Here is a 23,350-nt window from a genome sequence, read left to right as displayed (position 1 = left end):
TCTGTAAAATCAACCTAAATACATTTTTAAACTATTATTTAACCACTTATATAATTAAAAAACTCTAAGACAAAAAATATGTCTCAGAGTTGTAGTACATAACGCTAAATATTAACCTCTTGAAATATAGCTACCATCGCTAGTGTTGATAACTAAAATGTCTCCTTCATTTACGAATAAAGGAACATTTAACGTATATCCAGTTTCAACTGTCGCAGATTTAGTAGCACCAGTTGCAGTATCACCTTTGATACCAGGTTCAGTTTCTGTAACTTCTAATTCAACAGTCTTAGGTAATTCAACACCAATTGTTTCGCCTTCGTAAGATTGAATTTGAACTTCCATATTAGCTTTTAAGTATTTTAATTCATCTTTTAAGTAATCACCAGATAACTCAGTTTGATCAAATGTTTCGTTATCCATGAATACATGATTATCACCATCAGCATATAAGTATTGCATACGACGGTTTTCAATCATAGCTTGTTCTACTTTTTCACCAGCTCTAAATGTTTTTTCTTGGATAGCGCCAGTTCTTAAGTTACGTAATTTAGAACGTACAAAGGCAGAACCTTTACCTGGTTTTACGTGTTGGAAATCAATAACTTTCCAAATACCATTATCTACAGAAATAGTTAAACCTGTTTTAAAATCATTAACCGAAATCATTCAGTTTCCTCCTCAATTATACGCTTACTATAAAATAATAAGGTCTTTCGTACATTTAGTAAAGACTTCACGACCATTTTCAGTGATTAAAATGTCATCTTCAATACGTACCCCACCAAGACCATCGACATAAATACCTGGTTCAATAGTAACACAGTTATTTACTTCAATTGTACCATTTGCATTTTTAGACAATAATGGTCCTTCATGAATTTCTAATCCAATACCATGACCTAAAGAATGGCCGAATTCTGCACCATAACCATGTGCGTCTATATAATCTCTAGATAATGCATCGGCTTCTTCTACGCTCATACCAGGTTTAATTTCATTAATAGCTTTAATTTGAGATTTAAGGACAATATCATAAATTTCTTTTAATTTAGTATCAGGTTCCCCTATAGCGAAAGTTCGTGTGATATCAGAGCAATATCCTCTATAATATGCACCAAAATCTAAAGTGATCATATCTCCTTGTTCAATTACCTTATCGCTTGCGACACCATGAGGTAAAGCACCTCTATAGCCAGAAGCTACGATTGTATCGAATGAAGGACCGTCAGCACCAAGTTCTAACATTTTACTTTCTAATAACGCTTTTACTTCCCTTTCAGTCATACCAACTTTAACTGTTTCTAATAGATAATTATAAGTGTCGTCAACAATTTTAGCAGCAATTTTAATTTTCTCTATTTCTTCAGGAGTTTTAATTTCTCTGATATGTTCAATTTCATTTCCTATACTAACCAATTGAGCCGAAGTATTGTTAAGAATTTGATATGTATCATAACTCACTAAACGTCCTTCAAACCCTACTTTTTGAAAATTTTGATTATTTATGATTGAAATAATTTCATCATTAATACTGCCTTTTCTATTAATAATTTCAAAATTGACTGCTTGATTTGTTGCTTGTTCAATATAACGGAAGTCCGTAATAAGTTTATTTTCATTTTTAGAAATAAGAAGTGCGCCACTTGTTCCTGTAAAGTCTGAAACATATCTGCGGTTATAGTCTGATAAAATCACAACTGCGTCTAAATCTTGTTGGTTAAGTAATTCGTGAATTTTTGCTAATTTATCCATTTTGTCCACCTCTTGTATAACGTTTGTACATTTTAATTATTTACATTAAAATGATATCATACTTATTTTCGAATAAATAGATTTTGATTTAGGGAGATTTACATGAAAAAATTAATAACAATTATAGGAGCTTCGTGTTTGCTAGTTGGCTGTGGCACTCAGAACTTAGGTCCTTTAGAAGATAAAACAACTAAATTAAGAGATGAAAACCACGACTTGAAACTAGATATCCAACAACTAAATCAAGATATCAGTAACCAGAAATCGCAATTAAATGCTTTAAATAATGATAAAAAAAATGTATCTAAAACTGTAGATAATAATAATGAAACCCAATTCTTAAGTGCTAGTTCTCAGTATTATCAAAATATTGCTAAAGTAATTGGAAATTTTAATAAGCTTGACTTAACTAAGAAGAAAAAAGAAGATAAAAATCAAAACTTAGAGAAATTAAATACTATTTCAAATGATATAGATGACGCTTACAGTAAGTACAAAAATGCTGTATCAAAAGATAAAATGAGTGCCAATAATGAAAATGAAGATAAAAATATTAAACAAATAAATAAAAATCTTCAATCTGCATTTAAAGATATTAAAAATGGTTACGAATCTAATAACAAAGAAAAATTAAGTAAAGGGAAAACAAAATTATCGCAAATTAATATGTCTAGTAATTCTTAATCGTAGGAGTTTTTAAATTGAAAAATGTTATTTTTTATATTGTTTTAGCGATTGCAGCGATTGGATTAATTTTAAATCTAAATGTATTTTTAATGTCGTTTGTTAAAACAATCTTTACTTTTGCAATTATTGCATTAATTATTTATTTAATTTATTACTTCTTCTTTCTTACTGAAGATCAAAGAAAGTATAGAAAAGCTGTAAGAAAGTACAAACGACGTAATCGCAAATAATTTATATATAAAAGAGGCTGAATTAATAATGTCCAATTTGAACAAGAGTTAATATCACTCTGCTCTAGTTTTTAGAATAGACATTTATCAGCCTCTTTTTTAATTATTTTTTATATAACCATTCATCAGAACGATATTTTTCCTCGAGTTCTTTAACTTCTGCTAATTGTGCATCCGTTAAAGTTAACGGTTTAAAATCAATATTTAAACCTTTTTTGAAGCCTTCTTCAAATGCTGTTTCCATTTCTTCAATAGAAATAAATCGATCTGCAATATCATTTATTGCCACAGCTTTATCTACAAATGCTTTTTTCATTTTATCTTTTAAACGTTCATTTTTGAAGATAAACATGTCAAATAGTTCATCGACGTCAACATCTTGTAGTAACGAACCGTGTTGTAGAATAACACCTTTTTGGCGAGTTTGGGCACTGCCTGCTATTTTACGTCCTTCAACCACAAGCTCATACCAACTTGGCGCATCAAAGCAAACAGCACTTCTAGGTTGTTTTAATTTTTCTCGTTCTTCTTTTGAACGAGGTATGGCAAAATATGCTTCAAATCCTAATATCTTAAATCCTTCTAATAAACCTTCTGAAATAACACGATAAGCTTCGGTTACAGTAGATGGCATATTGGGATGTGATTCTGAAACGATAACACTGTACGTTAATTCTTTATCATGTAAAACGCCTCGGCCACCTGTCTGACGACGTACTAAGCCAAATCCTTTTTCTTTTACTTTATCAATATCTATTTCTTTTGTTAGTCTTTGAAAATATCCTACTGATAATGTCGCAGGGTCCCATGTGTAAAATCTTATTACTGGATCAATTTCCCCTCTAGAAACAAAATTTAATAAAGCTTCATCCATAGCCATATTATAATATGGGTCATGACTTCCAGTATTAATAAAATTCCATGTTTCAGTCATAAAAAAACTCCATTCAAAATTTTTTATTTATTTATAAATCAAATATATAAATTAGCGTTAACTTTAATAAAGCCATAATTAGACAATAAAAAAATTTTGATAAATTGTGCTAACAGCCTTATAATTATAATATCGGTTAATTAGGGAGGATGCAATATGAATGTATCTTTGATTATAGCATTAGTTATTATAGTCTTAATTATTCTTTACATGCTAGGAAATTGGTTTATTAATAAACGTGCTGTGACAGAGTTAGAGCAAAACGAATTTCATAAAGGCTTAAGAAAAGCTCAAGTTATTGATGTACGTGAAAAAGTAGATTATGATTATGGACATATTAATGGAGCACGTAATATTCCAATTTCTATGTTTAGCCAAAGATTCCAAGGTTTAAGAAAAGATCAACCTATTTATCTTTGTGATGCTAATGGCGTTGCTGGTTATCGTGCAGCACGTATTCTTAAAAAGAATGGCTATAAAGATATTTATATGCTTAAAGGCGGATATAAAAAATGGACTGGCAAAATTAAAACTAAAAAATAGTTGTATGCCAGTAAGAAACACTTAGAGATAAGCTCTAAGTGTTTTATTTTATAAAAATAGAAATATTAAAAAATAAGGCTTGCACAATTAATTGTCCAAGCCTTACTAATTATATTAAATTATTGTTTTTCTTCATGTAATTTTTCGAATTTCAATACTGGTTTACGAGCCGCAGTAGTTTCATCTAATCTATCAATAATTGTAGTATGAGGCGCTTCTAAAACTGTATCAGGATTATTTTCAGCTTCATCAGCAATTTGTATCATTGCATCAATGAAGTAATCTAATGTTTCTTTAGACTCAGTTTCAGTAGGCTCAATCATCATACCCTCTTCAACATTTAATGGGAAGTAAATAGTTGGTGGATGTACACCAAAGTCTAATAAACGTTTAGCCATATCTAATGTACGAACGCCATGTTCTTTTTGTTTAGAACCACTAAGTACAAATTCGTGTTTACAATATTGATCATAAGGAATTTCATAACGCTCTTTTAAGCGTGCCTTAATATAGTTTGCATTAAGTACAGCAGCTTCTGAAACTTCTCTTAAGCCTTCAGCACCCATAGTTCTAATATAAGTGTAAGCTCTTAAGTAGATTCCAAAGTTACCGTAGAATGGTTTTACACGACCGATAGAATTTTCGATATCATTATCATATTTGAAAGTATCGCCATCTTTAACAACCATCGGTTTAGGAAGATAACTTGCTAGTTCTTTTTTAACTCCTACTGGACCTGAACCAGGGCCACCACCACCGTGTGGACCAGTGAATGTTTTGTGTAAGTTTAAGTGTACAGCGTCAAATCCCATATCGCCAGGACGAACTTTATCCATAATAGCGTTTAAGTTTGCGCCATCATAGTATAATAAACCACCTGCTTCGTGAACAATTTCACGGATTTCCATAATGTTTTTCTCGAAAATACCTAAAGTATTTGGGTTTGTTAACATGATAGCTGCTGTATTTTCGTTTACAACGCGTTTTAAATCTTCGATATCAACTTCGCCACGTTCATTTGATTTAACAGTTACAGCTTTGAAACCTGCAAATGAAGCTGATGCTGGGTTAGTACCATGTGCTGAGTCAGGAACGATAACTTCATCACGATGTCCTTCACCATTAGCAATATGATAAGCTTTAAAGATCATTAAAGCTGTCCATTCACCATGAGCACCAGCAGCAGGTTGTAATGTAACCTCATCCATACCTGTAATTTCTTTTAGCTCTTCTTGTAAGCTATAAATAATTTCAAGAGAACCTTGTACTTGTTCTTCTTCTTGTAATGGATGAGATTCAGCGAATCCTGGAATACGTGCTACTCTTTCATTAATTTTTGGATTGTATTTCATTGTACATGATCCTAGTGGATAGAAACCAGAATCTACACCAAAGTTTTTATTTGAAAGTTCAGTGTAATGACGTACTAAATCTAATTCAGCTACTTCTGGGAATTCTGCTTTATCTTTACGGATGAACTTTTCATCTAAAATGCTTTCAACAGAATCACCTTTAATTTCGCTTTGCGGTAATGAATATGCATATCTACCTGCTCTAGATCTTTCGAAAATTAATGGACTTGATTTACTTACTACCATTTAGCTCACCAGCTTTCTTAACAAATGTATCTATTTCATCTTTAGTTCTTAATTCAGTAACAGCAACTAACATATGATTTTTAAAATCACTTGATGCTTCTCCTAAATCAAAGCCACCAATAAAGCTTTCTTCAGCTAATTGTTTGTTAACTTCTTTGATTGGTTTATCAAATTTAACTACAAATTCGTTAAATGATGTTCCATCTAAAACATCAAAACCATTTTCTTTAAATTGATTTTTTGCATAATTAGCGTGTTCTAAGTTTTGAACTGCAATATCATAAACACCTTGTTTACCAAGAGCAGACATAGCAATTGATGAAGCTAAAGCATTAAGTGCTTGGTTAGAACAAATATTTGAAGTAGCTTTATCACGACGAATATGTTGTTCACGAGCTTGTAATGTTAATACAAAACCTCTATTGCCATCATCATCTTGAGTTTCACCAACTAATCTACCAGGTACTTTACGCATTAATTTTTTAGTAGTAGCAAAGTAACCACAGTGTGGACCACCAAATTGAGTTGGGATGCCGAATGGTTGAGTATCTCCTACTACAATATCTGCACCAAATGATCCTGGAGGAGTTAATAAACCTAAAGCTAATGGATTAGCGTATACGATAAATAAAGCTTTTTTATCTTCTATAAATGAATGGATTTTTTCTAAATCTTCAATTGAACCATAGAAGTTTGGATATTGAACAGCTACTGCAGCTGTTTCATCATCAACAGCTTGTTCTAATTTTTCTAAATCAGTAATTGTGCCATCTAAATCAACTTCAACAATTTCAAATTCTTCACGAACTTTTACATATGTTTTAAGCACTTGTAATGCTTGATAATGAAGACCTTTTGAAACAACAATCTTGTTCTTTTTAGTATGGTTGAAAGCTAAGATACAAGCTTCAGCAAAACTAGTAATGCCATCATACATTGAAGAGTTTGCTACATCCATATTTGTTAATTCACAAATTAAAGTTTGGAATTCAAAAATAGCTTGTAATTCACCTTGAGAAATTTCAGGCTGATAAGGTGTATAAGCTGTATAGAATTCTGAACGTGAAATCATTGCATCTACTACTTGAGGTGCATAATGATCATACACTCCTGCACCTAAGAATGATGCATGTGTTTCTTTAGTGATATTCTTGTTAGCTACTCTATTTAATCTTTTTAATAAAGTTGTTTCAGCTTCACCACTAGCGATATTTAAATCTCTATTTAGTAAAATATCTTCTGGTACATCACCAAATAGTTCATTAATAGAATTAGCACCAATAGTCTCTAACATTTCTTTTTTATCTTTTTCAGTTAACGGTATATAACGATGACTCACAATACACACCCCTTAATTATTTTTCGATTTGATTTTTCTTAACGATTTTAGCTTTAAGCTGTCTTTTACGCACTTGAACTAATAATTCTCTTCCCATTTCAAATTCATCACGTTTAATTATTGCCATTGCAATTGATTTACCTGATGAAGGTGATTGAGTTCCAGATGTAACTTCCCCGATTTGATTACCATCTAGATCTAATACTGGATAACCAGTTCTTGCGATACCTTTTTCAAGTAATTCTAAACCAACAGTTCTACGTTCAGAACCATTTTCTTTTTGATCTTTTAATACTGATTTACCAATAAAATCTTCTTCGATTAATGGTTTAGCAGCAAAAGCGATACCACCTTCGTATGGAGTGATAGATTCAGTAAGATCTTGACCATGTAAAGGTAATCCAGCTTCAAGTCTTAATGTGTCTCTTGCACCTAATCCACAAGGAACTACATCATGTGAGATAAAGCCATTCCAGATATCTACAGTATCTTTTGCATCGCAATAGATTTCAAAGCCATCTTCGCCAGTGTAACCAGATTGAGATAAAATAACATTTTTACCAAATAAAGTTACACCTTGTTTAAAATCAAATGGTTTCATTTCACTTACATCAACGTCAACTAATTCACTAACTAAATCTCTAGCTTTAGGACCTTGAACAGCTAATTGACCGTATTGATCAGAAATATTTGATACTTCAACATCAAAGTTAGCTGATTGTTTTTGAACCCAAGCAAAGTCTTTATCAGTGTTAGCAGCATTAACAATTAATAAATAATCATTTTCGCCTAGTTTATAAGTTACTAAGTCATCAATGATACCGCCTTCTTCATTACATAAAGCAGTATATTGTGCTTTAGTTTCAGTTAAATTATTAGTATCGTTTGATAATAAGTATTGGACAAATTTACTAGCATCGTTACCTTTAATTGAGATTTCTCCCATATGGCTGACATCGAACATACCTACATTATATCTAACTGCATTATGTTCTTCTTTGATACTTGTAAACTGAACAGGCATAGCCCATCCACCGAATTCTACTATTTTAGCACCACTATCTACATAATTTTGATACAATGGTGTTTTTTTTAATTCGCTTGTCATTTGAAAACCCCCTATAATTTTTATAAAAAAACAGAGTAGCAAATCGCTACCCTGTTTATACACTTAATCCAGGAATGCGTAACAGTATTATCCTTTTGCCTGAGAGTTTCGTATTATACTTGCACCTTCGGCGATAAAGAAAAATCACAGTGGAATCTATTACACTTCTAAAGATACATATGATTATCAATATTCTCTCTAATACTGATCAACCGCAAGATAGATGATTTATGATAAAATCATAAATTTCTTTGATTGTTTTTTCACTATTCACTTTCATGAATGCGATTTCATTATATCTTGAAATCCTTGATAAATACAAGTTTTTTAATTGTTTTTTAGTTTTATTTTTAGCATTAGGTCTATGAGGATCATTTAAGATTCGTCGATAAACAGTGTCAATAGAGCAATCTAACCATATAACATGCTTTATTTGTTTTAAAAATTTTAAAGAATCATCATTTTCAATTATGCCCCCACCAGTAGAAATAACGTCATATTTCGACATGCATTGTTTTAAATATTTGTATTCTAATTGTCTAAAACCACTTTCCCCAATCTGGTTGAAAATTTCAGGAATAGATTTGTTTTCTTTTATTTCAATATAAGAATCTAAATCGACAAACGTTAATTTCTGTTCTAGTGACAGGAAATCGCCTATTGTACTTTTACCAGTTCCCATAAAGCCAATAAATATAATAGGTAATTTTTTATCATCCATGTGAATCACCTTTTTTTAATTTTTCAATAATAACATTGTCATAATAATGATTAATATTATGGATTGTCTTCAATTTTATACTAAATTGAGTAGTATAAAAAGTTATTATTGATAAATAAATAATAAAAAGGAATAAAGAATAACTACTAATGAAGCCTTTAACACTAAATGTATAGTTCTTTTTCATAATTTACTTTTTCATCCCCGATTTTTAATCTAATTTTAATTATTTTAGCGTTAATGCACTTAATGTTGAAATATATTACATTATTTAATAAAGTTATATTTCCCCGACCGTTATTTTCATAAATCAATTTAGAGTTTTTATATTTTATAAAACTTTTTTCCTCTTTTTCACGTATTAATATTGTATTTTCCTTAACTATTTGAAAGGAAGTTTGTGGTTTGCTTAATAAGTGACTCATATCGGATTGAAAAAAGGCATATTCAGTTTGATAATTTTCATAAGATTCTCGAAGATAATATTGAGTTAGTTTTAATATTCCTGGTATTAAATTTAAAATTAATAAGGTAATTAATAGTGCTAAAAGCATTTCAATAAATGTAAAAGCTTTTAAATTAGTATTTGACACAGACTTTAATTTTTTTATTTTTCTTATAATTACAAATCGAATTTTTATAGACTTTGATATTATAATCACCTAACTTTATACCTTGGCTTAATTGACTGTTATTATAATGATTGATACTAGTTAGCATCATTTGTTTCATTTCTAGATATTCATATTGTTGAGTAATAGTAAAATTTAATTGTGATAATAAAGGGATAAAAATAATAGTAATAATAATAACAATTAAAAATGAGAAAAGACTATCTGCTAAAATGCTTGCTTTTAATTTAAACCGATACATATCTTATTCTTCCTTTTTCAATATGGAAAATTACTTTGTAAAATCGTCTGTTTATCTCTATTACAAATGAGCCAAAATTATTTATTTCCCCCTCTTTATTAAATGTTATTTTTTTTATTTTAGAAATAGATTTGATTTTGCCATTTTTAATTTTGAATTTATAATGAGATCCTTTTTCTTCCACCACACTTATATTTGAAGAATTTTTCGTTAAAATTAGCGTAATAGATTGTTTGTCGCCTATAGCTTTAGATTTAAAATAGTCTAATTGAGTTATAAGTTGATTTAAACATAATTCATCATTGATAATTGAAAACTTATTTCCTTTAGAATTTGTTAAACTTATATTTAATAGAATAACTAGTATTAATAGAGTTAATAGACTTTCTATCATAGTAAAACCATTAAATAGTTTAACTTGCAACAGCTTCACCATTATTAATAGTAATAGTTTCTCCTGATTTACAAGATTTTTGTCCTTCTTTGATGTAACCATCTTTAACTAATTCATCAATACTGCTAGGTGCTCTATTATTTTTAAGTGTGAAGGCTTCAATTTGGCTATTTACCATCTTTACTTGTGCATCGCAACCCGTAGATTGAATATGCGCTGTTTGTTTAGCAATATTAGGAATGATTAAAATTAGTAACACGCTGATAATGAGTAAAACAAGCAACATTTCGATAAGCGTAAATGCTTTTAAACTTTTTAATTTTTTTACATAATTTTTCATAATACCGCCTCTTTGTCATTTAATATTTTGCATAAGTTGAAACATGGGAAGCATGATAACTAAATATAAACTGATAATGAAAAATCCTAAAAATAAAAAGACAACTGGTTGAATAATCTTAGAATGTTTTAAAGCTTTATTTTTAATTCTTTGGATTAATATTTGACTATATAATTTAAGTTCAACATCTAATTTTCCACTTTTTTCTCCTTGTTGTATGAATTTAATTAAATCTTCTTGAAAGCATTTTTGTTCACTTAAACTCTTAGCTAAGCTTATTCCATTATTCGAATTTTGTAATAGAATTTCACCTAAATAATTTAAAAAAAGATTATTTTTTTGATTAATATATATAGATACGATATTTTGTAAGGTAATTCCATTTTTATAAAATAATGAAAGTTCACTTGCAATTTGATATGTTTTAAATAATTTGTAATAACCTTTAAAAATCGGTATTTGAATTAAAAATTTAACTTTTTTAGCAATGTCCATCTTAGCTTGTATAATGAGTACAATTATGAAAAGGACAATGAAAAGATTTGTGATAATCAATATAAAAGTAGGCAAAGTAGCAATAATTTGTGTAAGAAGTTTTTGGAAAAAGGTAAGATTCACATTCATCGTAGCGTAAAGTTGTTCAAACTGAGGGAGCACAGTATAGTTTAATATAGTTATCATGCCAATAAAGATAACTATTAAAATTAACGGATATTGTATAGATTTTAATATTTGTTGTTTAGCATTTAAGTTTGTTTTTAAATAATTAATAGCTTCGTCGAGAGCTTCTTCTATGTTCCCAAATTTTTGGGCGAAATATATTTGTGTAATGATTGATTGAGGATAGCCAATTAGATTTAATACCTCATCACATGCCATCCCGTTTTTGATACCTTCAATAATCCTATTGCTTAAAGTTCTATCACTATATTTAAAATATAAGTTTATAAAATTGAAACATTCAAATAAGGTGAAACCACTTTTTAATAAACTATTTAAATTTTCAAGTAACATAATTTGTTGACTAGAGTTCAAATTTTTCTTCTTTTCTCTATAAATATTTATCTGCAATTTCTTCACATATAGTTCCCTCTTTCGATAGCATTAATAATTTATCCTTTAAATTATTAAAGTTTTTAGGCAACGTATTATTATGTTCAAAAAAGTATTGTATTTGATTATTATTTATCAATTCGCAAACAAGTTGTCTTTGATTAGACAAAGTAGTTATTAACCGTTGATTGGATATTAAATTCACAGCTTGTGAAATTTCTTGAATACTGATTCCCATTTCTAATAAGCGAAGTAATGCACCTTTACAATTGCTTGAATGCATCGTCGATAATACTAAATGACCACTCAAACTAGCTTGAATTACACATTTTGCAACTTCGGCATCTCTTATTTCTCCTATCAAAATTACGTCTGGGTCACATCTTAAAATGGCTTTAAACGAGTTAATATAATCTATGCCAGCTTTTTTATTAATCGAAACTTGAGTAATGCCTTTAAGTAATTGTTCAACCGGATTTTCAATCGTAATCACATTTAAATTAAGTTTTTCATATGCATATAAAACCATTTGATACATTAATGTACTTTTTCCAGACCCTGTAGGTCCAGTGAATAAAATGAGACCCTGTTTTTTATTCATTAAATGTTTGAAATCTTTAAAATCTTTATATTCTTTTTTTGATTGGAAATATTGAGGAATGATTCGTATCACACAACTTTCTGTGCCTAGTGATAAAGGTAACGTAGAAATTCTTAAATAATATAAACTTTTCGCTTGATAGGTATACCGACCACTTTGAGCAAGTTGTTGAGTTGATACATCTAACCCAGCTTGAAATTTCATATACACTAATAATTTCTGATAAATATCTAATTTGAAAGTATCATATAATTCAAGATTATCATTCACTCTAAATTTTATATATACCTCATCTTCAGCTGGAATAAAATGAATATCACTTGCGTTTTTACTAATAGCCTTGTTTACAATTTCTTTAAATAATAATTTCAAAAAATCACCTCCTACATTAATAAACGTAGGAGGTGAGAATTTTACTTTATTTTATTGTCCATCTAAATACGGATTTAATTGTTCATCATCAACAGTTGTGTATTGTCCATGTCCAGGGAATAATGGCAGGTTCCCATCTAATTCAAACAATTTGTCTTTAATTGAATCTACTAACGTTTCATAATCGCCTCTATATAAATCTGTTCGACCAATTCCACTATTAAATAGTGTATCACCAACAACGGCAAATTCATCAAATACATACGTTAAACTGCCTGGAGAGTGTCCAGGGGTATGAAGTACTTTCATATTAAAGTCACTAATAGTAAAGTCGCCTTCATCTAATGAATTAGGCTTTGCTTTACTTGTGATTAAAGGCATGCCATATTGTTTAAATTTGGCTGCTCCATTTTTTTCTGGATCAGTTAAAAAGTCAAATTCTTCTTTATGCATGTAGAGAGGTACGTCATATTTTTCTAAGACGTCATCAAGTGCGCCAATATGATCGAAGTGTGCATGGGTTAATAAAATAGCTTTCAATGGTTTATTAATTTGATTTAATTTCTTGAAAATCTTATCAGGTTCTCCTGCAGGGTCAATTAATAACACACTATCTTCATTTTCAATAAAATATGCATTAGTATCTACTAAGCCTAAAGTTAAATTTGAAATTCTCATTTTACTCACCTTGTCCATCTATATGTTTTTGAACTGATTTTAACTTATCATTCATTTTACGAGATTTATCTCTTCTGTCATCAATACGTAGGTTAGTACAAACTCTATCTAAACCTTTATCAAATGGAAGTTCATGAATAGCTTGAACAACTTCAAATAAATCTTTAAGATCACCTTCAATTAATGTATTCATAGGTGTTAATTGATAATCAATTTTACCTTCTTTTTTGAATTCTTCTAATTTCATTTGAATTTCAGCAATATATTTACTTACGCTTGGCCCGTTTGTGCCAACGGGAATAATAACTACATCAACGATAGCCATTATTTTACACCATCCTTTTCTAGTATATAAGTTTTAATTAATCCAGCTGCTCCTGTGATGCCTGCATCATTGCCAAGCTGTGCTTGGACGATTTCAGTATCTTTCTGTGCGGGAGTAAAAGTTAAATTATGATATTCAGTTTTAATATTTTCAATTAAAATTAATCCAGCAGTAGACATGCCTCCACCGAGTACAATATATTTAGGATTACTTGTAGCACTTATAATACTGCATAGGTATCCAATATGATTAGCAACTCTTTCTGTAATGAAAATACAGAACTGATCACCAGATTTAGCGGCATCAAAGACAGCTTTAGCAGTAACTTTATTCTCCTTTATTAATGGTAAAATAGAAGATTTAAATGTTAATTTAGGATAATAAAAATTCACTAAATTAACAACCCCAGTTGCTGAGGCAACAGTTTCAATACAACCTGATTTACCGCAGTTACAATTAAATCGCTGATCGAAATCTGTTCTAATATGACCAATTTCAGCTCCTGAACCATTATGTCCGTGAACAATTTCACCGTTTGAAATAATGCCACCACCTAAACCGGTACCAAGTGTTATAGCCACAACATCATCAGCACCTTGTCCTGCGCCTTTATGTTTTTCACCTAAAGCTGCTACATTCGCGTCGTTATCAACTAAAATTGGACAATCAATGAATGTACTAAAAATTTTTTGAACGTTTACTTTATCAGGCCAATGCAAATTTACAGCACCGTTAACTGTACCAGTTTCAAAATCAACAGGACCAGGTACACCTATCCCTACACCAATAACATTCTTTTTATCTAAATTACGTGTACCTAAAATTTCAATAAAAGAATCATAGATATTTTTTAATAACTTTGTACCTGTATGATCTGATGTATCAGTTTTAATTGACCACTTATGTAACTGTTCTAAATTTTCATCAAAAATACCGAGTTTACAAGTTGTACCACCAATATCTGCTGCTAATATTACGTTTGTCATTTATGTTCATTCCTTCTTTGGTTAATAATTAAAATACACTTCAAATAATCATTTTTAGATATTAATTCATAATTATAGAGTGATTTTATTTCTTGTAACATCATTTCACACGTATCATTAGGATCTTTAAAATAAATAATAAATCCAAATTTTTTTAAAAGCTGTAAGACATCATAGAAATTATTGATTTCCTGTTTCATTTGTCTTTTTCAACTCTTTTTCTAAATTTTTATATTTATTGTCATTTGAATCATTTTTTACTGCTTTTTTTACATAGCTTAATGCTTTATCGTTATCATTAAGCGCTCTATTCGCAATAGCTAATTCATAATTTAATAAGCTTGAATTGGGATATTTTTTTAAACCTCTTTCCCAGTCAGCCATCCCTTCAGCTCTTGAGCTTGTAGTTGCAGTAATTAAACCTTTTAAGTAATAAGTTTCGGCATCATCATAGCCTTTGTTAATAGTATGATCAACTAATTGACTTGCTTCTTTATATTCGTATTTTACCATTGCATCTTGAATTAATTTATCATAGATATTTTGTTCTTTAATTGCGAAAATTCTAATCTGTAATGCTACAAAAATAACAAGTAGTAAAATTAAAAATATCCAAAATAAATTACGATTTACAGTAAAGTAATAACCAACGAGAGTAATTAATATTCCACCAACAAATCCACCCAAATGTGCCATTATATTTATATTAGACATAAATAAAGTTAATACGACCATTATTAATAACGCAATTAACATCTGTCCAATCACTTTTTTATCAAACGTCTTACTAACAATCATCATCGCAAAAATAGCACCTATGAGGCCGAAAATAGCACCACTAGCTCCTACTGATATGGTATGGATGTTAAAAGATAGCGAAATAAAATTGCCTAATAATCCAGAGACCATATATATGCCTAGCATTTTAAATGGCCCCACAATAGATTCTACTATTTTACCAAAAATAAATAATGACAACATATTCATCAAAATATGTTCAAAATTAAAATGTAAGAACATTGAAGTAATAAGTCGATACCATTCGCCATGAACCACATTAAAATGAACTAACCCACCAACATCTAATAATTTAATATCAGAGAAATGATTTAAATATAAAATCATGATTAGCCAAATAATTACATTAATTCCGAGTAAAAGATATGTCATAGGAGTGAATGACATCATATATCTATCAATTGGATTTTGTCTCAATACACGTTTTTTATATTGCAATGCGGATGTTTTACCATCTCTAGAAATGAGTTTCGTCAACATCAAATTTGGCATTAATTTCTCTAAATCTTTCAATTCATTTATTAAATGAAAATTTAGTTTCAAAGGATATGTTTCATTTAAATCATCAACATTTAAGTTTTTATCGGAAATATAAATAAATTCAAATGTTTTAGGTTCGAATTTTAATTGTTCATTTAGCCTATTACTATTATCATAAATTTTAGATTTATCAAACCGAATTTCTTGAGTTGAGGTTACTTCTTTTCGGAAAATAGCTATTTTTCTTTTGTGTTTATTAGCAAGCCATACCTCATTTTCATTTTTATCAATATTTATCAGATGAAAGTCAAAGTAACGAATCCAATAATATATTGATTTCCAAAATTGTTTCTCATTATCCATTAATTTCTCCACCATCAAGTTTTATAAATAATTACTTCACTAACAGGTTGATCGTGATTTTCAATTTCAAAATCCGTAAGTTGAAAATCATAAATCAAACTGATCGTATTTGCGTTTGATTTACTAAGAAATCGATCAAAATAGCCTCCACCATAGCCAATTCTATAACCATCATTACGGAAAGCTACTCCTGGCACTACGATTAAGTCTAATTCATCTGTAATTTCAGTATCACCCTTCACTGAATTAATACCTTTTTCATCTTCTACAATAGAATCTAAGTCGATAATTTCCTTAAAATTCATTTCACGCGTTTTGTAATTAGTATTAGGAACAAATACTTTTTTATTATCATTTAATGCAGTTTGGATGATTTTATATGTATCTACTTCATGAGGCATTGAAAGTACCATACCGATACGTTGAGCTTTCTTATACCACTCATTATCAAGTAATTGTTCTTTTAACCAATTATCAGCATCTTCTTTTTTTGAAGAGTTAAAGTCCTTCATTTTTGAAATAATATCTTTACGGATAGATTTCTTATTCATTCCCTTACACCACCTTTATGTACTAAATATATTATAACGTTATTAAAAGATGATGTCATTTAGATGAAGTAAAAAGAGCAATGCAATCAACACTAGATATGTGATTGCATTACTCTTTTAGTTAAAAATTTAGAGGCTAGGACAAAATTATATGTCTTAGCCTCACTACCTAATCAATGGTTTTATTATTTTGTTTCACGATGTAAAGTATGTTTGTTATCACGTGAACAATATTTTTTCATTTCAATACGTTCAGGATTGTTTCTTTTATTTTTAGTTGAAATGTAGTTTCTGTCACCACATTCTGTACAAGCTAATGTTACGTTTACGCGCATGTTAATTCCTCCTTACCTTTTCTAAATACGACTTTATTATCATACCACTTAGATGAAAAATTGAAAAGTATAAATTTTAGTAACACATATCAATTCTACTTATGTTAGATTAAAGGTTATTTATCATTTTTAAAATAATAATTAATTACATCTCGTCCTAAGTCTCCGCCATTTAACCATGGGGGTGGCACAGGTTGATTAGTATACACAATTGAAAAAGCTAATTTTGGATTTTTAACTGGCGCATAACCAATATAAGTTGAGTTTACGCGAGAATGACCATCTTGGAATACTTCTGCTGTACCTGTTTTACCAGCAGATGGCACTTTTGTTTTGTGGAAACTAGCATAGCCAGTACCATCTTCTTTATTAAATGCCATTTCAAATCCTTTTTTGACTTCATCAATTTCATCTTGCGAGTTGTTAACTTTATTTAATACAGTGCCTTTAATTTTCTCTTTAACTGGACCTACATCGTCACTATTTGTAGCATCATGAACTGCTAAGCCTATATGAGGTTGAACTCTGTATCCATTATTAGCAATAGTAGAAACATATTGTGATAATTGAAGAGGCGTATAAGTGTCATATTGGCCAATAGATAAATCCAAATAATTACCAGGATTATTGGTTAGCGGTTCAATTTGACCCATCGTTTCATTTGGCAAATCAATACCTGTTTTAACTCCTAAACCAACTTGATTTAGCCCTCTTCTTAATTTTTGGCCAGCTTCGGTAACATTAGATGGTAAATTCATACCATATTTATAAGGGTCTCCCGCGAGTTCTAATGCAGTTTTAAACATGTAAACGTTAGATGAATGCATTAAAGCTTCTTTGTCATTGATTTTTACTTTGCCGTTTTGGTTAAAGTAAGAGCGTTTTGTTAATCCACCACGGAAATGTAATGGTTCATCGATCATTTCTTCTCCGACTTCGATAGCATTGTTTTGATAACCTGTTAGTAAAGTACCGCCTTTGACAGAAGAACCTACAGCAAATTGGCCTGTGAAATTACCTAAATCATAATCTGTCAATTCACCATTTTTACTAATTTGTTTTCCAGCCATAGCTAAAATATCTCCATTTTTAGGATTTTGAACTACTATAAGTGCATTATCCATATTTGTAGCACCTTGGCTACGTAACGTTTTAATTTCGTTTTCAAGTAATGATTCGACCTTTTTTTGTAAATCAATATCAATCGTTAATTGCAAGTCATCTCCTCTTGAACCTTTATTAATTACTTCTGAATTAATGACTTTACCAGATTTATCTGTAGTATATTTCATTTCTTTCTTTTTACCACGTAACACATTTTCATATTGATATTCTAAATAAGATTTACCTACTCTATCATTTCTTGAATAGCCTTTAGCTAAGTATTGTTCAGTTAATTCTTTAGGGATCCCTTCAGATGGTGTTGATACACTACCGAATATACTTCGAAGTGTGTCACCATAAGAATATCGTCTATCCCAATCCATTGAAGTATTTACACCAGGAAGTTTGTCTAATTGTTGGGATACAGCAGCATATTCTTTTTCACTAACATCGTCATTTTTAATTGTTTCTGGATCTAATGTTGAACCTGCTGACATTTCTCTATAAATTGCTAAGACTTGTAACTCTTTTTTACTTAAAGAATTTAATTGTTTATCCCCTATTTTAGTATAAAGTTGTTTATCATATTGGTCTTGACTAATACTTCCTTCATTAAGCATGGATTGTTCTTTTTTCATCATTTGATTTACTTGTTCTGGATGTTTCTGAATCCAAAAGTCTTGTTTATCACGTTCAGTTATTTTATCGGTTTTCATTGTGATTAACTTAGAAAGTTTCTCTGCAGTGTCAAGCATGTCTTGTTGACTCGTTTTTTTTGAACGTGTGTATGTAATTGCGAGTTTAGAAGCGTTGTCTACTAAAACCTTACCATTTCTGTCCAGTATTCTACCTCTTGGCACAGACTCATTCACTGTTATGTTTTCATCATTTTTTACCAATTGCTTATAATGTGAACCTTGTGCAATTTGTAAATACCCTAACCGTAATACAATAATTGCAAATATAAATACTATAGCACCGAAAATAAAATTAATCCGTTTATTCATTGTATATTTTATTTTCTCATCATTTGTCTTTTCTTTTAACCTTTTAAGCAAGATAACCTACCTCAATTATTAAACATGTTTACTTATAAATGATATATGAATTTTATAAATATTACCATTATTATAGCAAAAAAATAGTGGTCTCTTTAAAAAGAGACCACCTAAATAAACGTTTATTCATTAACTTATTTAGCAGCGTTATATAATTCGTCTACTTTTTCCCAGTTAACAACGTTCCAGAAAGCACTGATGTAATCTGGACGTTTATTTTGATATTTTAAGTAGTAAGCATGTTCCCAAACGTCTAAACCAAGGATAGGTGTTTTACCTTCTGTTAATGGGTTATCTTGGTTTGGAGTAGTAACGATTTCTAATTGACCGTTATTAACTACTAACCATGCCCAACCTGAACCGAAACGTGCTGCAGCTTTGTCAGCGAATTCTTTTTTGAATTCATCTAAAGAACCCCATTGTTCTTTAATTTTATCAACTACAGTACCTTTTTCTTCAGAATTAGGAGTTAATAATTCCCAGAATAATGAGTGGTTTAAGTGTCCACCACCATTATTACGTACAGCTGTTTGAATGTCTTCAGGTACGCTATCTAAATTAGCAACGATTTCTTCAATTGATTTAGATTCTAAGTCAGTACCCTCAACTGCAGAGTTTAATTTTGTCACATAAGTATTGTGATGTTTGTCATGGTGGATTTCCATAGTTTCTTTATCAATGTGTGGTTCTAATGCATCTGCTGCATATGGTAAATTTGGTAATTCAAAAGCCATAAATAATCATCCTCCTAAAATTTCGTTACATTAATAATAACAAGCAATTTATTAAGCAACAAACCTTTTGCTTAATTTATATATATTGTTTACTTATTATCTTGTTACTCTATTAATATAACTCATAAAGTTAGATTTTAAACATAATATGGCTCTAATTATAAAAATTCCTTAATAATTCAGACTAATGGCCTATAATTTAGAAAAACCTATCTAGCATATAAGGCAATAAGCTAGATAGGTTTTCGTTAATTAGTACCTTTGTGATGACATGTTTCACATATGCCATATACTTCTAATTTATGTGTATGGATGTCTACGTTTGGCAAGAACTGTTTGATTTCGTCAATTGGACAATAATCAATTACTTTTGTATCACCACAATTTTCACAGATAAAATGATGGTGATGATGATTTGTACAAGCAATTCTAAATTTCATTTCTCCGTCTAATTCAGTACTCTCAATGATATTTAAATCTTTAAATAGATGTAAGTTTCTATAAATGGTATCGAAAGAAATGCCAGGGTAATCTTTATCTAATTGTTGTTGAATGTGTTTAGCATTAATATATTTATCTTCTTGAACAAATATATTAATCATATCTTCACGTTTCTTTGTATATTTTAAACCGTTATTTTTTAAAATTTTTATTGCATCATTTGTATTCATACTTTAATGCCCCTTTTTAAATCTAAAAGTAGATTTTTGATATAACATCGTAATTCCTAATAATAGAACTAATAGGACTACGATAACACCACCAGGTGAAATATTCATATAGAAAGCAAGAATTAATCCTAAAATTACTGAACTTTCACCGATAATAATACTTAAAATGATTAATTGTTTAAAGCCTTTAGTTATTCGCATAGCAATTGCTATTGGGAGGGTGATCAAAGCACTCACTAGTAAAATCCCTACTACTCTCATAGATGCTGAAATAACCATAGCGACGATCATTATAAATATAAATTGTATCCATTTAGGAATATTAATTACTTTACTATATTCTTCATCAAAAGATAAAATAAATAACTCCTTGTAGAATAAAATAATGAATAAGATTACGATGATTGAAATTACTGAAATTGTAAGTAGATCACTTAAATTCACCGCACTTATAGAACCAAATAATAGCCCTACAATTTCTTGGTTGAATCCATCAGCTAATGAAATGAATATTGCACTTAATGCAATACCAGCACTCATAATAATTGGGATAGCTATTTCTTGATAATTTGTGTAAGACGTTCTTAATTTTTCAATTAGTAGCGCTCCAACAATTGCAAATAGAATACCAAACCACATTGGATTAATAAAGGCTAATACGGGAGATAAAGTTAGGACAAACATTCCAAATGAGATACCACCTAAAGTCACATGGCTTAAAGCATCTGCAATTAGAGATAAACGTCTTACTACAATAAAGGCACCTATTAATGGCGCAATAAAACCAATAAGAATACCACTTATTAGTGAATAACGCATAAAATCAAAATTTAATAAGGCTTCAATCATGGAAATCACCGTATATAGTTTTATTTAATTTATTCATAATTAACTCCTTATAATCTTATATTATACTTCACAGCATGTTCTATTGTGTTGATGATCAACAAATTTTACGGGATGACCATAAATTTTAGAAATTTCAACTTCATCAAGGGATTTAAATTCTTCAGTTGAGCCATGAAAATGTAGATGTTTGTTAAGACAAGCCACTTTAGTAGCGGTATCGGCTACAACCCCAATATCATGGGTTACAAGTATAATTGTAATGCCTTCTTGTTTCAAGCGTTCTAGTGTTTCATAGAATTCACTGACATGTTTAGCATCTATACCATTTGTAGGTTCATCGAGTATTAACACAGAAGGATTAGATATTAAAGCACGTGCAATTAAAATTCGTTGTTGTTGTCCTCCAGATAGCTCTGCGATATTTTTATCAATTAAATGATGAATGTTTAATCTTCGCAAGACGTCTTCTATTAACTTTTCATCTTCTTTATTAAAACGTTGAAAAAGCTTTTTTGTCTTAGTAAGCCCACTTAATACTACTTCTCGTACGCTAGCTGGAAACCCCGCTCTGAAAGCATTTGCTTTTTGAGATACATAGCTTATTTTTAAAGCTGATTGTGTATTCTTTTTATATGATTTTCCATCGATAAATATTTCACCGTTTTGAAGCGGAAGTAATCCTAAAATCACTTTTAGCAATGTGGATTTACCTGCCCCATTTGGTCCTACTATTGCAAGAAAATCACCTTTATTAATTTTTATGTTTATATTTTCAAGCACTTGTTTATTATCAAAAAAGTAATCTATATTTTTTAATTCAAATACGGGTTGGCTCATGATTTCACCTCGTTTAATACTATACAATTATTGATTTAGTTTGTAAATAGTAATCTTTACGACTTATACAATAAAAAGATGAAATTAAGTGATAACACTTAATTTCATCTTAATCGTCACATCAATAAATCATATTTTATTGTTGAAGAATTTTATCTTTTAAATCTGGATCGAATTGTTGAGATTTTATCATTTCAATTTCAAATTTGTAAGGTGGTTTTTTATTTTTCTTATCTTCACCAACGTATGGAGTTTCTAAGATTTTAGGAATATTTTTGAAAGCATCATGATGAACAACATAGCTTAACGCGTCGAATCCAATATGACCAAATCCAATGTTTTCATGTCTATCTTTGTGAGCACCTTGCTCATTTTTACTATCATTAACATGTACGACTTTGATTCGGTCTAATCCAATTATCTTATCAAATTCGTTTAATACACCATCAAAGTCTTTTTTAATATTATAGCCAGCATCATGCGTATGGCATGTATCGAAACAAATAGATAAACGATCGTTGTGTGTCACGCCATCAATAATACGCGCGATTTCTTCAAAGTTACGGCCTACTTCTGACCCTTTACCAGCCATAGTTTCAAGCGCAATACGCACATCATTATCATGTGTAAGTACTTCATTTAATCCTTTAATAATTTGTGCGATACCTTTATCTGCACCAGCGCCAACGTGAGAACCAGGATGTAACACAATATCTTTAGCACCGATAGCTTGCGTGCGTTCGATTTCATTTTGTAAAAAGTTTACGCCTAATTCAAACACTTCAGGTTTAGTAGTATTTGCAATATTAATAATGTACGGCGCATGAACTACGATATTAGATAATCCATATTGTTCCATTGCTTTATGGCCATTTTCTATATTTAAGTCTTCAATACTTTTTCTACGAGTATTTTGTGGTGCACCTGTATAAATCATAAATGTAGATTCGCCGTATTTATGTGCTTCTTCAGCAGAACCTTCTAACATTTTTTTGCCACTCATTGATACGTGAGAACCAATTAACATGCTATT

The 23,350-nt window shown here is 29.9% G+C and carries 29 protein-coding genes and 1 riboswitch; of the genes, 3 read left to right on the top strand and 26 right to left on the bottom strand.

The genetic code is table 11. The features are described 5' to 3' along the window. Positions 1 to 111: 111 nt before the first annotated feature. Both efp and MT340_RS06760 read right to left on the bottom strand, forming a co-directional pair. Complete coding sequence (gene efp / locus MT340_RS06765) at positions 112 to 669, bottom strand: elongation factor P (RefSeq protein WP_243589288.1); 558 nt, start codon at positions 667 to 669, stop codon at positions 112 to 114. A 27-nt stretch (positions 670 to 696) separates the two neighbouring features. Continuing rightward, the gene (locus MT340_RS06760; protein WP_243603699.1) at positions 697 to 1,755 is read right to left on the bottom strand and encodes a M24 family metallopeptidase; all 1,059 of its coding nucleotides are present in this window, start codon (positions 1,753 to 1,755) and stop codon (positions 697 to 699) included. Between the two features lie 102 nt (positions 1,756 to 1,857). Between MT340_RS06760 and MT340_RS06755 the strand changes: the two genes are divergently transcribed. Together MT340_RS06755 and MT340_RS06750 are read left to right on the top strand one after the other, a co-directional pair. Then, on the top strand, positions 1,858 to 2,439 hold the full coding sequence (locus MT340_RS06755) for a hypothetical protein (protein WP_243589286.1): 582 nt from the start codon (positions 1,858 to 1,860) through the stop codon (positions 2,437 to 2,439). A 17-nt stretch (positions 2,440 to 2,456) separates the two neighbouring features. Further along, positions 2,457 to 2,672 carry an SA1362 family protein gene (locus tag MT340_RS06750; RefSeq protein WP_243603698.1) on the top strand — a complete coding sequence of 72 codons (216 nt, stop codon included), beginning with the start codon at positions 2,457 to 2,459 and terminating at the stop codon, positions 2,670 to 2,672. A 103-nt stretch (positions 2,673 to 2,775) separates the two neighbouring features. Here MT340_RS06750 and MT340_RS06745 read toward each other — a convergent pair whose 3' ends face one another. After that, positions 2,776 to 3,606: a lipoate--protein ligase family protein gene (locus tag MT340_RS06745; protein ID WP_243589284.1), complete on the bottom strand. Its 831-nt coding sequence runs from the start codon at positions 3,604 to 3,606 to the stop codon at positions 2,776 to 2,778. A gap of 156 nt (positions 3,607 to 3,762) precedes the next feature. On the opposite strand from MT340_RS06745, the gene MT340_RS06740 reads away from it, so the two are divergent. After that, positions 3,763 to 4,149: a rhodanese-like domain-containing protein gene (locus MT340_RS06740; RefSeq protein ID WP_243589283.1), complete on the top strand. Its 387-nt coding sequence runs from the start codon at positions 3,763 to 3,765 to the stop codon at positions 4,147 to 4,149. A gap of 119 nt (positions 4,150 to 4,268) precedes the next feature. Here MT340_RS06740 and gcvPB read toward each other — a convergent pair whose 3' ends face one another. The 23 genes from gcvPB to MT340_RS06625 all read right to left on the bottom strand — a co-directional run bounded on the left by gcvPB (position 4,269) and on the right by MT340_RS06625 (position 23,344). Continuing rightward, positions 4,269 to 5,747, bottom strand: a complete 1,479-nt coding sequence (gcvPB, locus tag MT340_RS06735; protein WP_243589282.1) for an aminomethyl-transferring glycine dehydrogenase subunit GcvPB — start codon at positions 5,745 to 5,747, stop codon at positions 4,269 to 4,271. Further along, entirely contained in the window at positions 5,734 to 7,086 is a 1,353-nt protein-coding gene (gene gcvPA / locus MT340_RS06730) for an aminomethyl-transferring glycine dehydrogenase subunit GcvPA (RefSeq protein WP_243589281.1), read from the bottom strand. Before gcvPA ends, gcvPB begins: the two co-directional genes overlap by 14 nt. Before the next feature lie 16 nt (positions 7,087 to 7,102). Continuing rightward, positions 7,103 to 8,194: a glycine cleavage system aminomethyltransferase GcvT gene (gene gcvT, locus MT340_RS06725; protein WP_103299024.1), complete on the bottom strand. Its 1,092-nt coding sequence runs from the start codon at positions 8,192 to 8,194 to the stop codon at positions 7,103 to 7,105. A 77-nt stretch (positions 8,195 to 8,271) separates the two neighbouring features. Further along, a riboswitch (glycine riboswitch) is annotated at positions 8,272 to 8,406 on the bottom strand. Further along, positions 8,403 to 8,915, bottom strand: coding sequence for a shikimate kinase (locus tag MT340_RS06720; RefSeq protein ID WP_279390488.1), 513 nt, complete (start codon positions 8,913 to 8,915; stop codon positions 8,403 to 8,405). (Overlaps the previous riboswitch by 4 nt.) 164 nt (positions 8,916 to 9,079) lie before the next feature. Then, positions 9,080 to 9,508, bottom strand: a complete 429-nt coding sequence (locus MT340_RS06715; RefSeq protein WP_243603697.1) for a hypothetical protein — start codon at positions 9,506 to 9,508, stop codon at positions 9,080 to 9,082. After that, on the bottom strand, positions 9,495 to 9,788 hold the full coding sequence (locus MT340_RS06710; RefSeq protein WP_243589279.1) for a hypothetical protein: 294 nt from the start codon (positions 9,786 to 9,788) through the stop codon (positions 9,495 to 9,497). The genes MT340_RS06715 and MT340_RS06710 overlap by 14 nt, the downstream gene beginning before the upstream one ends. Next, on the bottom strand, positions 9,775 to 10,221 hold the full coding sequence (gene comGD, locus MT340_RS06705) for a competence type IV pilus minor pilin ComGD (RefSeq protein WP_243589278.1): 447 nt from the start codon (positions 10,219 to 10,221) through the stop codon (positions 9,775 to 9,777). The genes MT340_RS06710 and comGD overlap by 14 nt, the downstream gene beginning before the upstream one ends. After that, entirely contained in the window at positions 10,202 to 10,522 is a 321-nt protein-coding gene (gene comGC, locus MT340_RS06700) for a competence type IV pilus major pilin ComGC (protein WP_243589277.1), read from the bottom strand. Before comGC ends, comGD begins: the two co-directional genes overlap by 20 nt. A gap of 15 nt (positions 10,523 to 10,537) precedes the next feature. Then, a complete protein-coding gene (gene comGB, locus MT340_RS06695) occupies positions 10,538 to 11,602 on the bottom strand; it encodes a competence type IV pilus assembly protein ComGB (RefSeq protein WP_243589276.1) in 1,065 nt (354 codons plus the stop codon). Then, positions 11,574 to 12,548, bottom strand: coding sequence for a competence type IV pilus ATPase ComGA (comGA, locus tag MT340_RS06690; RefSeq protein ID WP_243589275.1), 975 nt, complete (start codon positions 12,546 to 12,548; stop codon positions 11,574 to 11,576). The genes comGB and comGA overlap by 29 nt, the downstream gene beginning before the upstream one ends. A 51-nt stretch (positions 12,549 to 12,599) precedes the next feature. Continuing rightward, positions 12,600 to 13,226 carry an MBL fold metallo-hydrolase gene (locus MT340_RS06685; RefSeq protein ID WP_243589274.1) on the bottom strand — a complete coding sequence of 209 codons (627 nt, stop codon included), beginning with the start codon at positions 13,224 to 13,226 and terminating at the stop codon, positions 12,600 to 12,602. 1 nt (position 13,227) lies between these two features. Further along, a complete protein-coding gene (locus tag MT340_RS06680) occupies positions 13,228 to 13,551 on the bottom strand; it encodes an MTH1187 family thiamine-binding protein (RefSeq protein ID WP_103298547.1) in 324 nt (107 codons plus the stop codon). Continuing rightward, positions 13,551 to 14,537 (bottom strand): ROK family glucokinase, encoded by a 987-nt coding sequence (locus MT340_RS06675; RefSeq protein ID WP_243589273.1) that lies wholly within the window; start codon positions 14,535 to 14,537, stop codon positions 13,551 to 13,553. Before MT340_RS06675 ends, MT340_RS06680 begins: the two co-directional genes overlap by 1 nt. After that, positions 14,534 to 14,737 (bottom strand): YqgQ family protein, encoded by a 204-nt coding sequence (locus tag MT340_RS06670; RefSeq protein ID WP_243589272.1) that lies wholly within the window; start codon positions 14,735 to 14,737, stop codon positions 14,534 to 14,536. The genes MT340_RS06675 and MT340_RS06670 overlap by 4 nt, the downstream gene beginning before the upstream one ends. Continuing rightward, entirely contained in the window at positions 14,718 to 16,178 is a 1,461-nt protein-coding gene (locus MT340_RS06665) for a rhomboid family protein (protein WP_243589271.1), read from the bottom strand. Before MT340_RS06665 ends, MT340_RS06670 begins: the two co-directional genes overlap by 20 nt. A gap of 14 nt (positions 16,179 to 16,192) precedes the next feature. Then, positions 16,193 to 16,729 (bottom strand): 5-formyltetrahydrofolate cyclo-ligase, encoded by a 537-nt coding sequence (locus MT340_RS06660; protein WP_243589270.1) that lies wholly within the window; start codon positions 16,727 to 16,729, stop codon positions 16,193 to 16,195. Positions 16,730 to 16,914: 185 nt separating this feature from the next. Further along, a complete protein-coding gene (gene rpmG, locus MT340_RS06655) occupies positions 16,915 to 17,064 on the bottom strand; it encodes a 50S ribosomal protein L33 (protein WP_103298552.1) in 150 nt (49 codons plus the stop codon). A 116-nt stretch (positions 17,065 to 17,180) separates the two neighbouring features. Beyond that, a complete protein-coding gene (locus tag MT340_RS06650; protein WP_243603696.1) occupies positions 17,181 to 19,226 on the bottom strand; it encodes a peptidoglycan D,D-transpeptidase FtsI family protein in 2,046 nt (681 codons plus the stop codon). A gap of 134 nt (positions 19,227 to 19,360) precedes the next feature. Further along, on the bottom strand, positions 19,361 to 19,960 hold the full coding sequence (locus MT340_RS06645; protein WP_103298554.1) for a superoxide dismutase: 600 nt from the start codon (positions 19,958 to 19,960) through the stop codon (positions 19,361 to 19,363). Between the two features lie 248 nt (positions 19,961 to 20,208). Further along, entirely contained in the window at positions 20,209 to 20,631 is a 423-nt protein-coding gene (locus tag MT340_RS06640) for a Fur family transcriptional regulator (protein ID WP_243589268.1), read from the bottom strand. Between the two features lie 3 nt (positions 20,632 to 20,634). Continuing rightward, the gene (locus tag MT340_RS06635; protein WP_243589267.1) at positions 20,635 to 21,480 is read right to left on the bottom strand and encodes a metal ABC transporter permease; all 846 of its coding nucleotides are present in this window, start codon (positions 21,478 to 21,480) and stop codon (positions 20,635 to 20,637) included. A 60-nt stretch (positions 21,481 to 21,540) separates the two neighbouring features. Continuing rightward, a complete protein-coding gene (locus MT340_RS06630) occupies positions 21,541 to 22,317 on the bottom strand; it encodes a metal ABC transporter ATP-binding protein (protein ID WP_243589266.1) in 777 nt (258 codons plus the stop codon). A gap of 136 nt (positions 22,318 to 22,453) precedes the next feature. Beyond that, positions 22,454 to 23,344 (bottom strand): deoxyribonuclease IV, encoded by an 891-nt coding sequence (locus tag MT340_RS06625; protein WP_243589265.1) that lies wholly within the window; start codon positions 23,342 to 23,344, stop codon positions 22,454 to 22,456. Between the last annotated feature and the right edge of the window lie 6 nt (positions 23,345 to 23,350).

Source organism: Staphylococcus sp. NRL 16/872 (assembly GCF_022815905.2).
Lineage (GTDB): Bacteria > Bacillota > Bacilli > Staphylococcales > Staphylococcaceae > Staphylococcus.
The sequence above is the reverse complement of the archived record's forward strand: the minus strand, read 5'-3'. Positions and strand labels throughout refer to the sequence as shown.

What these genes read in the sequence shown, in the direction of transcription:
- gcvPB (WP_243589282.1), bottom strand. Translation starts at nt 5,747, where the DNA reads ATGGTAGTAAGTAAATCAAGTCCATTAATTTTCGAAAGATCTAGAGCA.
- MT340_RS06645 (WP_103298554.1), bottom strand. Translation starts at nt 19,960, where the DNA reads ATGGCTTTTGAATTACCAAATTTACCATATGCAGCAGATGCATTAGAA.
- MT340_RS06640 (WP_243589268.1), bottom strand. Translation starts at nt 20,631, where the DNA reads ATGAATACAAATGATGCAATAAAAATTTTAAAAAATAACGGTTTAAAA.
- efp (WP_243589288.1), bottom strand. Translation starts at nt 669, where the DNA reads ATGATTTCGGTTAATGATTTTAAAACAGGTTTAACTATTTCTGTAGAT.
- MT340_RS06685 (WP_243589274.1), bottom strand. Translation starts at nt 13,226, where the DNA reads ATGAGAATTTCAAATTTAACTTTAGGCTTAGTAGATACTAATGCATAT.
- comGC (WP_243589277.1), bottom strand. Translation starts at nt 10,522, where the DNA reads ATGAAAAATTATGTAAAAAAATTAAAAAGTTTAAAAGCATTTACGCTT.
- rpmG (WP_103298552.1), bottom strand. Translation starts at nt 17,064, where the DNA reads ATGCGCGTAAACGTAACATTAGCTTGTACAGAATGTGGTGACAGAAAC.
- MT340_RS06760 (WP_243603699.1), bottom strand. Translation starts at nt 1,755, where the DNA reads ATGGATAAATTAGCAAAAATTCACGAATTACTTAACCAACAAGATTTA.
- MT340_RS06720 (WP_279390488.1), bottom strand. Translation starts at nt 8,915, where the DNA reads ATGGATGATAAAAAATTACCTATTATATTTATTGGCTTTATGGGAACT.
- MT340_RS06630 (WP_243589266.1), bottom strand. Translation starts at nt 22,317, where the DNA reads ATGAGCCAACCCGTATTTGAATTAAAAAATATAGATTACTTTTTTGAT.
- MT340_RS06745 (WP_243589284.1), bottom strand. Translation starts at nt 3,606, where the DNA reads ATGACTGAAACATGGAATTTTATTAATACTGGAAGTCATGACCCATAT.
- MT340_RS06675 (WP_243589273.1), bottom strand. Translation starts at nt 14,537, where the DNA reads ATGACAAACGTAATATTAGCAGCAGATATTGGTGGTACAACTTGTAAA.
- MT340_RS06740 (WP_243589283.1), top strand. Translation starts at nt 3,763, where the DNA reads ATGAATGTATCTTTGATTATAGCATTAGTTATTATAGTCTTAATTATT.
- MT340_RS06660 (WP_243589270.1), bottom strand. Translation starts at nt 16,729, where the DNA reads ATGAATAAGAAATCTATCCGTAAAGATATTATTTCAAAAATGAAGGAC.
- MT340_RS06755 (WP_243589286.1), top strand. Translation starts at nt 1,858, where the DNA reads ATGAAAAAATTAATAACAATTATAGGAGCTTCGTGTTTGCTAGTTGGC.
- MT340_RS06665 (WP_243589271.1), bottom strand. Translation starts at nt 16,178, where the DNA reads ATGGATAATGAGAAACAATTTTGGAAATCAATATATTATTGGATTCGT.
- MT340_RS06635 (WP_243589267.1), bottom strand. Translation starts at nt 21,480, where the DNA reads ATGATTGAAGCCTTATTAAATTTTGATTTTATGCGTTATTCACTAATA.
- gcvT (WP_103299024.1), bottom strand. Translation starts at nt 8,194, where the DNA reads ATGACAAGCGAATTAAAAAAAACACCATTGTATCAAAATTATGTAGAT.
- MT340_RS06670 (WP_243589272.1), bottom strand. Translation starts at nt 14,737, where the DNA reads ATGAAACAGGAAATCAATAATTTCTATGATGTCTTACAGCTTTTAAAA.
- MT340_RS06710 (WP_243589279.1), bottom strand. Translation starts at nt 9,788, where the DNA reads ATGTATCGGTTTAAATTAAAAGCAAGCATTTTAGCAGATAGTCTTTTC.
- MT340_RS06680 (WP_103298547.1), bottom strand. Translation starts at nt 13,551, where the DNA reads ATGGCTATCGTTGATGTAGTTATTATTCCCGTTGGCACAAACGGGCCA.
- MT340_RS06625 (WP_243589265.1), bottom strand. Translation starts at nt 23,344, where the DNA reads ATGTTAATTGGTTCTCACGTATCAATGAGTGGCAAAAAAATGTTAGAA.